Annotated in this window: 14 protein-coding genes; 10 read left to right on the top strand and 4 right to left on the bottom strand. The window is 60.4% G+C overall.

Going from position 1 to position 14,508, the window contains the following annotated elements; all coding sequences use genetic code 11:
- Positions 1 to 54: 54 nt before the first annotated feature.
- Complete coding sequence (locus FJ967_RS22250; protein WP_140733962.1) at positions 55 to 1,953, bottom strand: hypothetical protein; 1,899 nt, start codon at positions 1,951 to 1,953, stop codon at positions 55 to 57.
- 36 nt (positions 1,954 to 1,989) lie between these two features.
- Positions 1,990 to 3,120 carry a hypothetical protein gene (locus FJ967_RS22245; protein WP_140733961.1) on the bottom strand — a complete coding sequence of 377 codons (1,131 nt, stop codon included), beginning with the start codon at positions 3,118 to 3,120 and terminating at the stop codon, positions 1,990 to 1,992.
- A 366-nt stretch (positions 3,121 to 3,486) separates the two neighbouring features.
- Between FJ967_RS22245 and FJ967_RS22240 the strand changes: the two genes are divergently transcribed.
- From FJ967_RS22240 to FJ967_RS22215, 6 genes are all read left to right on the top strand, one after another.
- Positions 3,487 to 4,365 carry an ABC transporter permease gene (locus FJ967_RS22240; protein WP_140733960.1) on the top strand — a complete coding sequence of 293 codons (879 nt, stop codon included), beginning with the start codon at positions 3,487 to 3,489 and terminating at the stop codon, positions 4,363 to 4,365.
- A 13-nt stretch (positions 4,366 to 4,378) separates the two neighbouring features.
- Positions 4,379 to 5,221: an ABC transporter permease gene (locus FJ967_RS22235; protein ID WP_140733959.1), complete on the top strand. Its 843-nt coding sequence runs from the start codon at positions 4,379 to 4,381 to the stop codon at positions 5,219 to 5,221.
- Entirely contained in the window at positions 5,218 to 6,360 is a 1,143-nt protein-coding gene (locus FJ967_RS22230; protein ID WP_140733958.1) for an ABC transporter substrate-binding protein, read from the top strand. Before FJ967_RS22235 ends, FJ967_RS22230 begins: the two co-directional genes overlap by 4 nt.
- Entirely contained in the window at positions 6,353 to 7,501 is a 1,149-nt protein-coding gene (locus tag FJ967_RS22225; protein WP_140733957.1) for an ABC transporter ATP-binding protein, read from the top strand. Before FJ967_RS22230 ends, FJ967_RS22225 begins: the two co-directional genes overlap by 8 nt.
- A gap of 194 nt (positions 7,502 to 7,695) precedes the next feature.
- Positions 7,696 to 8,115, top strand: coding sequence for a hypothetical protein (locus FJ967_RS22220; RefSeq protein ID WP_140733956.1), 420 nt, complete (start codon positions 7,696 to 7,698; stop codon positions 8,113 to 8,115).
- Positions 8,116 to 8,477: 362 nt separating this feature from the next.
- Positions 8,478 to 10,004 (top strand): FAD-dependent monooxygenase, encoded by a 1,527-nt coding sequence (locus tag FJ967_RS22215; protein ID WP_140733955.1) that lies wholly within the window; start codon positions 8,478 to 8,480, stop codon positions 10,002 to 10,004.
- Between the two features lie 29 nt (positions 10,005 to 10,033).
- Here FJ967_RS22215 and FJ967_RS22210 read toward each other — a convergent pair whose 3' ends face one another.
- Positions 10,034 to 10,513, bottom strand: a complete 480-nt coding sequence (locus tag FJ967_RS22210; protein ID WP_140733954.1) for an Lrp/AsnC family transcriptional regulator — start codon at positions 10,511 to 10,513, stop codon at positions 10,034 to 10,036.
- A gap of 130 nt (positions 10,514 to 10,643) precedes the next feature.
- On the opposite strand from FJ967_RS22210, the gene FJ967_RS22205 reads away from it, so the two are divergent.
- From FJ967_RS22205 to FJ967_RS22190, 4 genes are all read left to right on the top strand, one after another.
- Positions 10,644 to 11,279, top strand: a complete 636-nt coding sequence (locus tag FJ967_RS22205) for a LysE family translocator (RefSeq protein ID WP_140733953.1) — start codon at positions 10,644 to 10,646, stop codon at positions 11,277 to 11,279.
- A 305-nt stretch (positions 11,280 to 11,584) separates the two neighbouring features.
- Entirely contained in the window at positions 11,585 to 12,496 is a 912-nt protein-coding gene (locus tag FJ967_RS22200) for a glycosyltransferase family 25 protein (RefSeq protein ID WP_246675350.1), read from the top strand.
- Positions 12,459 to 13,160 carry a polysaccharide deacetylase family protein gene (locus tag FJ967_RS22195; RefSeq protein WP_140733952.1) on the top strand — a complete coding sequence of 234 codons (702 nt, stop codon included), beginning with the start codon at positions 12,459 to 12,461 and terminating at the stop codon, positions 13,158 to 13,160. Before FJ967_RS22200 ends, FJ967_RS22195 begins: the two co-directional genes overlap by 38 nt.
- 117 nt (positions 13,161 to 13,277) lie before the next feature.
- On the top strand, positions 13,278 to 14,006 hold the full coding sequence (locus FJ967_RS22190; protein ID WP_140733951.1) for a hypothetical protein: 729 nt from the start codon (positions 13,278 to 13,280) through the stop codon (positions 14,004 to 14,006).
- A 25-nt stretch (positions 14,007 to 14,031) separates the two neighbouring features.
- On the opposite strand, the gene FJ967_RS22185 is transcribed toward FJ967_RS22190, so the two are convergent.
- Positions 14,032 to 14,397: a hypothetical protein gene (locus tag FJ967_RS22185; RefSeq protein ID WP_140733950.1), complete on the bottom strand. Its 366-nt coding sequence runs from the start codon at positions 14,395 to 14,397 to the stop codon at positions 14,032 to 14,034.
- Positions 14,398 to 14,508 lie beyond the last annotated feature (111 nt).

Genomic DNA, 14,508 nt, shown 5'->3' with positions numbered 1-14,508 from the left:
CGTTCGGGATTGTATCAACGCCGCAGGAATCTCATCGTCTCATGCCAGCCTTTTTCAATTCGAGGTAAGGCGCCGATAGTATCCCTCGACATTGACAAACCTTGCTCCGGCAGGAATCTGGATTGAAATCGCATCCCGTGGCCGCAGCACCATTCGGTGCGCGGCGACTAAGGTTGCCGACCCCAACATTTTCTCCCCGGCATCAAACGAGACCTCGGAGAGGAATGAAACCTCGGGCTCCAATTCCTTGATGATTGCCCTTCGCGCTCCCTCCGGAATGGCGACAGAATCCCGCTTCGCAAGCGCCTCGGATGTCGCCCCGACCAGAACACGGCCATAGCGCTCGACCGAGCCATCGTTCATCTCAAAATACACGAACGGGCAAGAACCCATCTCGCCTATGCCTGAATAGGTCAAAGCCAGACTTGGAGCATCTCTGACGAGCACGGTTTGACTGCCGATCTCCAGACTCTGCAATTGGTGGGCAACACCATAGTAGTAGTCAATTTTCTTGTCGTCGCCAGGTTTCACATCAGCCTGCGCGACGGCTTGGCCAGGTAAATCCTTCAGCTTCTGGGAAAGGAATGGCTTGCACTGTCCCCTGGATTTGCCGCCGTCATCGACAGGTGGCTCGCAACGCTGGAAATTGACCTGACTATCGGGATACTTCACAAAAACGGACGACAGATCCTGGTATACATCGAACGATGGATCACCGTCGTCTTGCTCGGATTGGCTGTTCAGCTTGAAGCCGATATTGAGCGGGATAATCATTGTCTGTCCTTGAGCAGCCGAAAGGGCCACATCGCCGAGTGACATGTCGCGGGGGTGGGCATCTGGATGAAGGTCCCTGCGCAGACCCGGTGTATTGTCGTCCACGACGGATGCTCCCTTGACTATGACCCCTTCCCCGATTGGAGAGATCACGGCCACCAGCACGCGTAGCAGCGGCGGCTTCACCACAAAATTCAACCCGCCATTGCCGTCGATCGCATTCTCGTCGCCGCCACATTGATCGACATCGAGTTCTCCATTTGTCAGCGTTCCGGTGACAGCGAGAAAATCGGATGGAAACGAGATTTTGGTAATCTCATCAAAGAACGCATAGGATTCGCTATCAGACATCGAATGCAGCAGATAGCTATCATCAGACTCCTGTACAAACTTCCAAGCATCTGAAAGATTATCAGTCTCTTTGCTAGCCAATTCATCTATACGCCGCCAGTACGACGTCCAATCACTCTTCGACAAATTCTTCTTGAAACGAAAGCACTCTGCCAGCATTCGCGCCAGGTCCTTGTTCTGCTTGCGTGCAGCTTTCTCTAATTGCCTGACGAATCCGGACTTTGTATCGGCAAACTTGCTCGTCGAAAAGATATAATTGTAAGAATAATCACCAGGCCACTGACCAGATTTATTGATCCCTTCTAGAAAATCGGACTCCGGCCATATGATGTCTGCTTCGAAAGCCGGCAGCCTGAATTTCTGCCGTATCTTGGCGGGCATCCTTGATGTTTCTTCCGACAGATCACTGGATTGAGAAGAATCAGAATTTCCTATTTTAATGGAGTGTGAGGCGTCTTTCTCATCCGAGAAAGACGCGATTCTCACGCCATACTTGCTGTAGAGATCTCTAAGGGTGGCAACGACATCATTGTCGGCAACAATCGGATCCGCCCCCCACAGCGCCTTCAGACCGGGGTCGACGTAGGACGCCAGCATGTAGCTCACTTCGCCGGCATCCAGCCAGATATATCGAACTCTTACCGACTGCTTGTCATTGGGGCACGATAAACTGCCAAACCTCTCAGTACCGGTCGCGTCCTTGGTAACTTCCAGCGAACAAGTCTGCCCTCCCGCAGGGACAGGCCTGGTCTCGGAACGGGCCGGCAATCCGCATAGCAGCCAAGCACAAGCCAGCATCGGCAGATAGCTATTGGTCAGCTTTCTCATCGACTTGCTCCTCCAAGGAACCTACATGATTTGTACTTATCCATCTCCTCCGCCTGGAGGCGAATAGCGGACACGAAGCCACATATGGCTTTCCGATTTGCTTGGGCCATTTACGTCTATGTAAACTACATAGAGGCGCTGCCCGACAGGCAATGTCTTGCAAGTGTAGTCGACATGACCATTCAGCGAGAACGGGCTGTCCAGGGCTCTCGTCTGACCCGTTTTACTATAGTCAATGATCATTGTTTTTCTAGTAGAGGTCAGTTCAATCCAGTCACCTCGTCGAACATCCTCAGGGCGTCGATCCGCGCCGCTTATCGAGAACACGGCTTTCGAAGTGAACGTGCGCGCGTTCTGGTCAAACTCGCCGGCATAGACCCACGCCGTCTCGCCCGGCAGGCCGGGGCAGGCATCTTCATGCGGCCAGGGCAACCAACCGATCCCGGGAACAATGCCGGCGGAGGCCGCCGGCAGCCATAACAGAGCGCAAACAAGAGCAGCGGAAAGTAGATACTTCAGCTTGACTATGTTTATTATCGAGGCAAATCGCGACGGCCTCTCCGGATGAGCGGAGTCAGGCACAATGGTTCCGTCCAAGAGAAATGGCACCCAATACTTTTTGCAAAACGCTTGATTGAGAAAATACCCGTGATGGGCCCCATTATGCCAGCGATCGTAAACCAGGGGCCTGTGGAAGCCGAAGGTCCCAGCGGAGCCGTAACCGGTGGTGACGCTCTCCGCCATGGCTGGCCAGATGTCCTTGGTTCCGACTTCGTTGACGATATCGGCAGAGAACCGGTTCTGGTAATCCTCGAAGGGAAAATTGTATCTTAGCACGCACCCACAGAATATGACCTTGTCGAATTTAACATTGAAATTATTGGCAATTATCTTCCCTATGAGATATGTTCCGAAACTATGCGCTATTACGGATATTTTTGCGGACGGGTATCTTTGCTCGACAATCTGCAATTGCCGAAGGACCTCGGCTTCTGCTTTCTTTCTAAAATAGGGAAGAGGTAAAAGGAAGCGAAAGAGGTCGAAGCGACCATAGTTGGTCGGCTCCACCACCATGGCATATGATCTCAAAGTATCAGCAATTTCCTTTTGCCATAGCGCATGATCGCGAATGCCATGAACCAAGACGACTACATTTTTGGTGGTCATGTTGGTGATCCAAGGTGCCCGTCTTCGCCTATGTTTGGCACAAGGTGGGCTGAAGTAGTAGTGGGGAGCTACCATGCTTCGGTATTTGGGGCCGGAAAACGTTATTTTCTCTGATTGCCACTCCGGCGGAGATAGGCGTTTGCCTTGCCGGTCAATTGCCACGGCTCAGGCAACACACATGCGGTTCTGCGATGGCTGGCGGGAGGACCGGCGCCCCTTCCCTACAACGAGGCGCAAGTGCTCGATGTCAACAAGCCGGCAGTTGTCCTACTGGCTCAATCGCCCGGTATAGACATCGGGCCACCAATCACCCAATCTTGGCCCGGGAACAAAACACGCGCTTCAAAGAGAGCGCACCGGGTGCTCATGAAACGACGATGGACATTGTATGATCCACGGCTGGCCTGGATGCTCGTCGCGCCGGTGCTCTTGCTGCTGATCTTCTTCCTGATCCTGCCGATCGCCGTGATGGCCGGCTACACCTTCTTCACCTTCGTCACCGCCGGCGTCGAAACCAGCGCGTTGACGACCGCGAACTGGCACGAATTCCTCACCGACAGCTATTATTCCGGCTTCCTGCTGAAGACGCTGCGGGTCGGCGCGATCACGGCGCTGCTGTGTGGGGTGCTGGGCTATTTCCCGGCCTATTTCATCTGGGCGACCACCTTCAGGCACAAATGGCTGCTGCTGCTTTTGCTGATCGTGCCGTTCTGGATCAGCTTCACCATCCGCACCTTCTCCTGGATCAACATCCTGGGCGAACAGGGCGTCATCAACGTGGCATTGCTCAAAATGGGCATCATCCATGAGCCGCTGCAGATGCTCTACAATGAAGGCGCGGTTATCCTGGGCATGCTGCACTTCCTGCTGCCCTACATGATCCTCAACGTCTATGTCAGCCTTGAGAGCATTGATCGCACATTGATTTCGGCGGCCCGCTCCATGGGCTGCACCAGCGCGCAGGCGTTCCGGGAGGTCACCCTGCCGCTGTCGCTGCCCGGCCTGGCGGCGGGCCTGCTGCTCTGCTTCGTGCTGGCCGCCGGCAGCTATGTGACGCCGCAGCTTCTCGGCTCGGGCCGTGACGCGCTGTTCGGCAACCTGATCTACGACACCATCATGGGCGAGTTGAACTGGCCGATGGGCGCCACGCTCTCGATCGTGCTGTTCATCGTGCTCGGCTTCTTCGCGGCCGTCTACACGCGCTACATGGGCATGTCGCAGATCGTCAAAGGCCTTGGAGGATGAAGGGATTGGGCGCATGAACAGGGCTCGGCGCAAACAGGAAGGCAGATGGGCCTGGCGGCTGACCGGCTTCGTCACGGTTTGCGTCTACATCTTCATGTTCGCACCGATCGTAGCGACGGTGGTCCTGTCGTTCAACGCCTCGATGTTCGGCGGCTTCCCGATGACCGGCTTCAGCCTGCAATGGTATGGCAAGCTGATGGCCAACGAGCAGGTGCTGGCCGCCTTCCGCACGTCCTTGTGGATCGCATTGGTCACCGCCATCGTCACCACCGCCATCGGCGTCACCACGGCGTTTGCCCTGGTGCGCTTCGAGTTTCGCGGCAAGCAGGCGCTGAGCACGCTGGTGATCCTGCCGGCGCTGGTGCCCGAAACAATCCTCGGCGTCGGCCTGCTGGTGCTGATCAAGGCCGTCGACCAGCCGAGAACCATGCTGCTCCTGGTGCTCGGCCATATCCTGCTTGCCGTGCCCTATGTCGTGCTGATCGCCCAGGCGCGCATGATCGGCATCCGGCGCGTCTATGAAGAGGCGGCACTGTCGCTTGGCGCCTCGCGCTTTTCTTCCTTCCGCGAGATCACCCTGCCGCTGCTCGTTCCGGCGGTCGTGGGCGGCGCCCTGCTCGCCTTCACCATCTCGTTCGACAACACTTCGGCCAGCCTGTTCTGGCGGCCGGCCGGCGTCGAAACCATGCCGACCCAGATCCTTTCCATGCTCAAGATCTCGATCAGTCCGGAAATCAACGCACTCGGCACCGTGATGATCCTGGTGACCGTCGGCATCCCGCTCGTCGGCGGCCTGATCCTGCAAAGCCTGACAAAACTGAGAAGACAAGGCGAACCGAAGGAGGAAACACAATGAAACTCACCACCACCAAGCGGCTGGAGCGGCTGCACGACCGATATGCCAATGGCGACCTGAGCCGCCGCACTTTCCTGACACTGACCGCCGCCGCGGCGGCATCGGCCGGCCTGTCCATGCCATGGATGGGCCGGGCGCTCGCCGCGGTCCAGGAGGTTCGCTTCGACGGCTGGGGCGGCACGGTGCAGGACGCGATCGACAAGTTCGCCTTCCAGCCCTACACCGGCAAGACCAAGATCAAGGTGGTCCAGGGCACGTTCGGCGACGAGGACGAGATCATCACCAAGATCAAGACCGCCAAGCCCGGCGACTACCAGGTCATCCATTCCTCCGGCGTCAACTACTACATCAAATACGTCAATGCCGGCCTGACCTCGGAGATCAACGAGGCCAACATTCCCAACATGGCCAATGTGCTGCAGCCGATGATCGAGCCGTTCCGCAAGCTGACGCCGAAACTCTCCGCCGTCCCCTACGACTACGGCACGACGGGCATTGCCTACAACACCAAGGTGATTTCACCCGAGGAAGCCAAGGAAAAGGGCGCGGCACTGCTGCTCGACAAGAAATATGCCGGCAAGGTCGGCGGCTATTCCGACATGACGACGCGCGTCTGGTACGCCGCACTGGCCACCGGGCAGGATCCCAACAACCTCAAGGACATGGACGCCATCTGGGCCAAGGTGCGCGAGACGCGCGACCTCGCCAAGAAATTCTGGAGCTCCGGGGCCGAGCTGATGGACCTGCTTTCCAAGGGCGAGATCGTGGTGACCGATGCGTGGTCGGGGCGCGTCGCCGCGCTGCAGGACCAGGGCCATCCGATCGGCTATCTCGATCCGTCCGGCTCCTATGCCTGGATGGAGGATATGCTGATCCTGAAGGGCTCGCCCATGGCCGAGTGCGAGGAGCTCATCAACTTCATGCTCGACCCGGCGACCTCGATCGCGGTGGCCGAGGGCCAGAGCTATCCGCCCTCGCTCGACCCGACAAAGGTCAAGCTGACCGAGAAGATCGAGAAGCTGCCGGCCTTCGACAAGACCGGCACCATGAAGTCGCTGACCTTCGCCGATCCGACCTACTGGGCGACCAACGAGGACGCCTGGACCAAGCAGTGGAACAGGATCTCCAAAGGTGCCTGAGGCCACGATATCCAGCCCCCGGCCGGCCTCGGCCGGGGCGACCGCTCCGGGCGCAGCCGCCACGGCGGACAGCCCGGCGGTCGAGTTCCGCGACATCGACATCGCCTACGGCAAGTTCGTCGCGGTGCGGGATTTCTCGCTGTCGATCACCAAGGGCAGCTTCGTCACCTTGCTCGGGCCTTCCGGCTGCGGCAAGACCACGATCCTGCGCTCCATCGCCGGCCTGGTCGACATTTCGGGCGGCCAGATCATGATCGACGGGCGGCGCGTCGACGACATCCCGATCTACAAGCGCAACATCGGGCTGGTCTTCCAGAGCTACGCGCTGTTCCCGCACAAGACCGTGTTCGACAACGTCGCCTTCGGCCTGAAATACCGCAACGTGCCGAAGCCCGAGATCGCGCGCAAGGTCGGCAAGGCGCTCGAGATGGTGCGGCTGCCGGGCAGCGAGAAGAAGCTGCCGTCGCAACTGTCGGGCGGGCAGCAGCAGCGCATCGCGCTGGCGCGCGCCATCGTCTTCGAGCCGCAGGTTCTGCTGCTGGACGAGCCGCTCTCGGCGCTCGACGCCAACATGCGCGAGGAAATGCGCGTCGAGATCAAGAAGATCCAGAAGGAAACCGGCATCACCGCCATCTTCGTCACGCACGACCAGGAGGAAGCGCTCTCTATGTCGGATCGCATCGTGGTGATGAACGCCGGCGCGATGGAGCAGATCGGCACGCCGCAGGAGGTCTATGAGACGCCGGCCACGGCTTTCGTCGCCGACTTCCTCGGCAAAGCCAACATGCTTGCCGGGACCGTGAGCAGGTCCGGCCAGGCGGTGGTGCTCGCCACCGGGCAGACGATCGACGTCGCCTCTCCAAGGCCGCTCGGCGACGGCAGCAAGGTCACCGTCGTGGTGCGGCCGCAGAAGTTTTCGGTCGGTGCCGGAACGAGCGTCAACCGGCTCACCGGCCGTGTCGTCTCGGCTTCGTATCTGGGCGGCAGCGCAATCTACGAGATCGACATCGGCGGCAAGACCAGCCTGCGCGCCAACGCGCCGATCACCGGCCGCGTCCTGCGCGAAGGCGAGACGATCGACCTCGGCTTCGATCCCGAGAGCTGCATACTGCTCGATGAGGACGGTCAGCGGATTTCCTAGGGTCAAGACTCATAGTTGCGGTGCGAGTGCTACAGCGCTGTCGTTGGTCTCGGCAAGATTGTGCCTGAATGGTGATGAGGCGATCAGGGCGAACCTGCCCGGGTTAGGATTCGCACCGAAACGGGCTACTCGTGTTTTCAATTCTCCACCATGGAGAGACACCGCGCCTATCCTTTGGGGAGATGTTTACAGTCATGGGTCTCGATGTGGCCGTTTTTAAAAGTGTTTCGACCATGGAGCGGGAATTCCCCTTCCATCGCTTTCAGAGGGACCCGGTGACGGGCGAATGCGAGGCAATCCATCCCGGGGGAGTGAATCTCGGCTGGGACGATGTCACGGCATGCCAGTGGCGTGTCGGAAACATCCTTCATGTCGCCGCGCTTCGGGAGACGATCGCTGGCTCTCTCGGCGAAGGATCGGCTTTGGAACAACTTGTCCTCTTTTCAGGCAGCCATGCCGGAGACGTCATCAACGACCCGAGCTTCGACGAAATCGCGCGCGAATTGCGGCTGATCAGATCCAGCACCGACGCATGGGTACGGGAGTTTATCGATGGGCTATCGGAATTGATGCGCATAGCACGGCGCGAGAAGAACCCTATCGTGTTTGTGTAAGTCGATGATCTAGACCTGAGGTTCTTTCGTCTTCGGATCCGCGCTGTTCTTCCCATGGCGTTGCTCCCGTGAGGAATGGGACCGAAGAGATAAGCCATAGCCAACCCGGCGGCGCCCGCTATCCGCAAAACCATGGATTCACACTGTTGCGGATCGATCGTCATACCCCTATATAGCCGCTGTCGGAAAAGGCAGGGTTGGTTTGGTAAGCCCAACTCCTCTCGGTAACGAGAGCTCTGGTCTTTGGCTTCGTGCACGAGATCCCCGCGACGAACATCGGACGCTGATGGCGCCCAATCGTTCGTCTGTGTGGTTCTCAAGGCGAGGAACGCTCCGGTCGAACACCGACCAAGGAGCAGTTCATGCATACCACCAATCCCTATGATGTTATCATTGCCGGCGCCGGCCCTGTCGGCCTGTTTCTCGCCTGCGAGCTGCGTCTCGCCGGCCTTTCCGTGCTGGTGCTGGAGCAGAGCGAGCAGCCCGGTTCGCCGCTCAAGCGGCTGCCATTCGGCATGCGCGGCCTTTCGGCATCCACCATCGAGGCTTTTCACCATCGCGGCCTGCTCGAAGGCATCGCCGCGCCGCAACAGGCGGCGGCCGGCGCTTCGGCCGGCGCGCACTGGATAAAGCAGCCGCGCCGGCCGGGTGGCCATTTCGCCGGCATCCAGTTCCACCTCGACGCCATCGACAGCTCGAAATGGCCGTATCGCCTGCCTGGTCCGGCAGGCACCAACATGGCGGTCGAACTGGAACAGCTCGAAACCGTGCTCGCGGCGCGGGCAAGCGCGATGGACGCCGAGATCAGGCGCGGCCTCGGCGTCGACGACCTCGACCAGTCGGACGGGGACGTCACCATCCGTGCCGGCGGCGAGACTTTTCGCGCACGCTGGCTCGTCGGCTGCGATGGCGGCCGCAGCACGGTCCGCAAGGCCGGCGGCTTCGCCTTCGCCGGCACCGATCCCGAATTCACCGGCTATTCCGTCGAAGTCGAACTGGCCGATCCGGACAGGCTCGAGCCCGGCCGCCACTACACGGCGACGGGCATGTACACTTACGGACGGCCGGGCACGATCGCGATGGTCGAGTTCGACGGCGGCGCTTTCCACCGCACCCAACCGATCACGGCTGAGCATGTACAGGCGGTGTTGCGCCGCGTTTGCGGGATCGACGTCACAGTAACGGCGCTTCGACTCGCCACCACCTGGACCGACCGCGCCCACCAGGCGACCGCCTACCGCAAGGGCCGGGTGCTGCTCGCCGGCGACGCCGCGCACATCCATTCCCCCCTGGGCGGCCAGGGCCTCAATCTCGGCCTGGGCGACGCGATGAACCTCGGCTGGAAGCTTGCCGCCACCATCCGCGGCGATGCGCCGGCCGGCCTGCTCGACAGCTATTTCGAGGAGCGGCATCCCGTCGGTGCCGATGTGCTCGACTGGTCGCGCGCGCAGGTCGCGCTGATGCGCCCGAACCGCGGTTCGCGTGCGCTCGGAGCCATCATCCGCGACCTGATCGACACGCGCGACGGCGCCAGCTATTTCGCCGACCGCGTCTGGGGCACATCCCTGCGCTACGATCTCGGCGGTGTCCATCCGCTGGTCGGCCGCAGCGCGCCCGACTTCGAGCTGGTTGACGGGACCAGGCTGGGCGAGCTCATGAGGTCTGGACGCGGCCTGCTTCTGGACTTCGACGGCCGTGCCCCGCTGCGGGCGCTCGGCAGTCGCTGGACTGGGCGGATTGCCTATGTCGCCAGCACCGCCCGGGAACGGCTCGGCCTGAGCGCCCTGCTCATACGCCCGGACGGCTTCGTCGCCTGGGCCGCGGACGGCGAGCCTGACATCAAGGAAGCTGCCCAAGCCGCGTCGCGATGGTTTGGCGAAACCCGATAGGCGCGCTGGCCGCATCCGCAATCATGCGCTCACGGCAGATGGTGGAGCGGCAACGGTGCGTGGGCTTTTACGGTCTGGATGGCGAAATTGCTTCTTATGTCGCTGACGCCGGGCAGCTTGAGCAGGGTTTCCAGCAGCAGCCGTTCGTATCCAGCAAGATCGGGAACCACGATCTGCAGCAGGAAATCGGCCTCACCCGAAACTAGGTGGCAGGAGATCACGTCAGGCAGCGTCAGCACAGCGTTTCTGAAAGCGGTTGCCGTCTCGTCATGATGCCGTTCGACCTTGACACCGACAAACACCGTCAGGCCAAGCCCGACCTCCACCCGGTTGAGGTTGGCATGGTAGCCGGAGATGATCCCGGCTTCCTCCAGCATGCGGACGCGGCGCAGGCACGGTGATGGCGACAGGCCGATCTCGTCGGCCAATTGCACATTGGTGAGCCGGGCATCGCGCTGCAAGGCGGCGAGGATGCGACGGTCGATGGCGTCGAGCTTGAATGTTGGCATGATCTGATCAATCACTGATCCATTTTGGTGCGATCTACCACATTTCTCCCATTCCACGCCACAACTCGCAAGGACATGCCTTGCCCGTTTCAGCTAATTTACCGGCGGAAATCAATAGGGCGTAGCCGTCATGACTGAACTTTGGATCTTCATCGGAACCTTGGCCGTGGCCTATCTGCTGCCGGGGCCGGACATGCTCCTTCTGCTGCACACCGGCGCGCGGTGGGGGCGGTCCCATGCGCTTGCGACCTCGGTCGGGCTGGGCGCCGCGCGTGCCACGCATGTCGCTCTGGCGGGGTTGGGCCTTGCGGCCCTGTTGCGCACGGCGCCTTTGGCTTTCGACATCATCCGCGTCGGTGGCGCGGCCTATCTTATATGGCTCGGGATCGGCATTTTCCGCGCACGGTCGCTGCTGCCGAACGGATCGGAAGCACCGTCCCGGGATTTGCCGGCGCCTTGTGCCACGGCGGCCTGGCAAGGGCTTCTCACCAACCTGCTCAATCCCAAGGCGCTGCTGTTCTGCTCGGTGCTGCTGCCGCAGTTCATTCGGCCCGACCATGGCAGTGTTGGCCAGCAGTTCCTGTTCCTGGGCACCATCCTGGTCGGCATCGGAGTCGTCTTCGACGTAATCTACGCGCTCACCGGATCAACGCTTGGCCGCTGGATCGCACGGCACGCCCTGGCACAGAGACTGCAGCGCTGGAGCTTTGCCATGCTGCTTGTCGGCTTCGGAGCGCGGCTTGCATTTTCCGGAAGGCCCGCCTGACAGCGGGGGGCTCCAGCCGGTTGGAGACCGCGGACTGTCCCGGCTCGCCCTGCTCACGGATCCCGACGTCGCCGTAGCCTGGGCCACGGATGCCGAGCCTGGACTGGAGGGCTCTGCCCAGACCGCACATGGCGGACGACGAGTGGATTGGGCCGAGGCAAATTTACCACTCTGGCAAATACTATTTGCGCCATCTGGCACACTGCTTGACCGGACGTGCGGCGTGGTAATAACAAGCGGGCGGGTTGGGGTGATAACTTGCAACGCGATGTCTTTTCATTCGCTTTGGCTGCGAACTGCTTGCCATGGATATGCGCGGTCAAGTGGCGGGCCGTGCGATGAGGTGTCTGGTCATCAATCTGGACCGAGCTCCTGGTCGGCTTGCCCACATGACTGCCGAGTTTGCACGCATCCAGATCAAATTCGAGCGTGTTTCCGCCGTTGACGGGATGTCGCGGCCGGAGATCGCCGCAATGTCGCATATCCTGTCGCCCACCGAGATTGCCTGCTTTTTGAGCCACAAGGCATGCTGGCACATCATCGCGGAAGGCGTCGACGCCTATGGCGCGGTGTTCGAGGATGACACGGTCTTCACCGCCAAGGCAGGCCCGTTGCTTGCCGACGTCAGATGGATACCGGCTGACGCAAACATTATCAAGCTGGAGACGGTGTTCAGGAAGGCCGTGATAGGCATGATGCCGTCGCCTGTCGGCTTCAGTTTTTCGCTGGCGAGGCTTTACGGAGTGCATCTTGGCGCCGGTGCCTACATCATTTCAAAAAAGGCAGCCCGCGACCTCCTTCAAGCCACTGGAGATTTCAATATTCCGGTCGATCATGTGCTTTTCGACCCCACCGTCGCGACATCATCGTCCAAGACCATCTACCAAATCTTGCCAGCGGCTTGCGCGCAGGGGCTGTTTCTCAAGGACAAATCGATCGAATTAGCGAGCCAGATCGAGCCGGATCGATTGCCGTACCAGATGAGGCGCAATCTCGTACAAAGGCGCAGAAAAACGCCATTGACGAACGTCAAGACCGAAGCGCGGCGGATAGGCTTGCAAATTGCCAACGTCTGCAAGCTGAGGCTGGAGAAGACGATACCATTCCACCATCATGGAGCGCGCATTCAGCGCGGCATGAACTGGATGGAATATCCAACACACCGTCCGGCACCGCTGAATGCCAATACCAATCTTGATGTACCATCAAATCGATGAGGCCGCCGCAGAGGGCAGCCCATTCGATCATTTGACGGTCTCCCCACGCGCCTTCCGCAATCAGATGAATTGGTTGAAGCGCCTGGGATGGACAGGCCTGTCGATGCGTGACCTGAAGCCCTATCTGGGCGGAGAAAGGGTCGGGCGGGTGGTTGGCATCACGTTCGACGACGGCTTTCGCAATGTACACTCGAACGCGCTGGCGACCCTCGACAGATGTGGTTTCACCGCAACCAACTACCTGGTCAGCAGGCAGATTGGCGGTTTCAACAAATGGGATGCGGAACTCGGCATCCCGCACTCGACCTGTATGTCGAAAGACCAGGTGCTCGATTGGGTCCGCTCGGGTCATGAGGTGGGCGCCCATACGTTGGACCACGTTCGCCTGACAGTTGCCGCGCCCGCCGAAGCCCGGCGTCAGATCACCGATGTTCGCCACGAGTTGGAAGATCTGACCGGCAATACGGTCGATGGGTTCTGTTACCCCTACGGCGATGTGTCCGTTGAGGTCAGGAGCGTGGTTGAGGAGGCGGGCTACACCACCGCCACAACCATTCGCGGCGGCAAGGCGCAATCGGGAGACGACCCGCTGCTTCTCCCACGCATATCCGTGCGCCCAAACGACGGCATATACAGCATCCTGCGCAAATGGCTCAGCGGCTGATTGCTGTCGTGGTTCCCTACATCGCCCGGCTGCGGCAAAGGAACCGTTGGGTCGCGATTTCAGTTGTCCAGTGCGAATGTCGTTCCCAGCAAGCCATCTGATGAGCGAAAAGGACATATGGCGGACAAGAAGCGCGGATCCCTGCGCAATGTCGTGAGCGGCATCGTCGCGAAAATTGGCGCCGCTCCCCATCGTGCATCGGAGCGCGGCGCGAACACAACTGCGTCGATCGTTGCCGAATGGCCGCTGCCGCCATCGGTGACGCTTGGGTCCGCCGCAAGGCTGAAGGGGATCGAGCGCGAAATCAGGGCAAGGCTGCCCTGGGTGGTGAGGAAATTCGCCAAGGCCGAGACCGGCCGCATCGTCTTGCGCATGCTGTCGACCGACGCGGATGCGTTCCAGGCCGCCTCGGCAACCATCGCCAGGACGCTGGAGAAGATCGAATCCCTGGCCGTGCTGCCGCGAGAAGTGGAGGACATTCTCGCCATCTCCCCGCGCGAGCGTCACAAATGGCTGAAGGATGGTCGCCTGAAAAGCATCGGCACGCGCACGGTGAAGATGCGCGGACGCTCCAAGGCCGTAACTTTCCATGTCTTCGATCCACGCCACATCGAGGATCTTCTGGACCGTGACCTTGTCAGCGCCTGGCGCGAGGAGGACGCACGCGAAGTGTCCGAAAACAGACGGCGCGGCGCCGGCAAGGCCGCGCTGACGAGAGCCGGCAAGCAGCCCGCCAAACCGCACGGCCCCCAAAATACGGGAAACGACCATGCGCGAAAGGACGATGCGCCCCGGCCGAAGCTGGAAGGCTGGGACACATTCGAAGCGGAAGGGCTGCTGCGCTAAGTCCAGGAAAAGCGCGGCTTTGCTTCTATGGATATTTCGCCGGCTTCGGGCCGTCGGAGCCGATATCGCCCTGCAATTCCTTCGGCAGCGGCAGGCTTGAGCATTGCAGGTGAACCTCGCGGGCGAGCAGCTTGCGCTGCTTCTGCTCATGCTCCTTGGTGGCGGCTATGATGCCCAGCCCGTACGGGCCAAGTGCCGCGAATTCCCAGCCCGGATGGGTCTTCTCGCGGACCGCGTAGTCGGATGCCGCGGCCCGGGCCTGCTGGCATTGCGGCGTCGCCCATTTCTGGTCCTGCTGCGACAGCGAGGCTTCATAGTCGACCGGAGAGGTCGCGCATCCGGCCATCGCCGCGGCCAATGCGGACATTGCAATTGCCATCGCAATTCTCATCCAGAAGCCCTTTCCCAGCCATCGCGGACAGTACACGGAACCCCGCTCCCGGCAAGGAGCCCGATGAGACGGGAAGCCGACGACAGCCGTCCAGCGCTGTACGAAAATCGA

The sequence above is a fragment of the Mesorhizobium sp. B2-3-4 genome (assembly GCF_006442315.1).
In the GTDB taxonomy this organism is placed as follows: Bacteria; Pseudomonadota; Alphaproteobacteria; order Rhizobiales; family Rhizobiaceae; genus Mesorhizobium.
The sequence above is the reverse complement of the archived record's forward strand: the minus strand, read 5'-3'. Positions and strand labels throughout refer to the sequence as shown.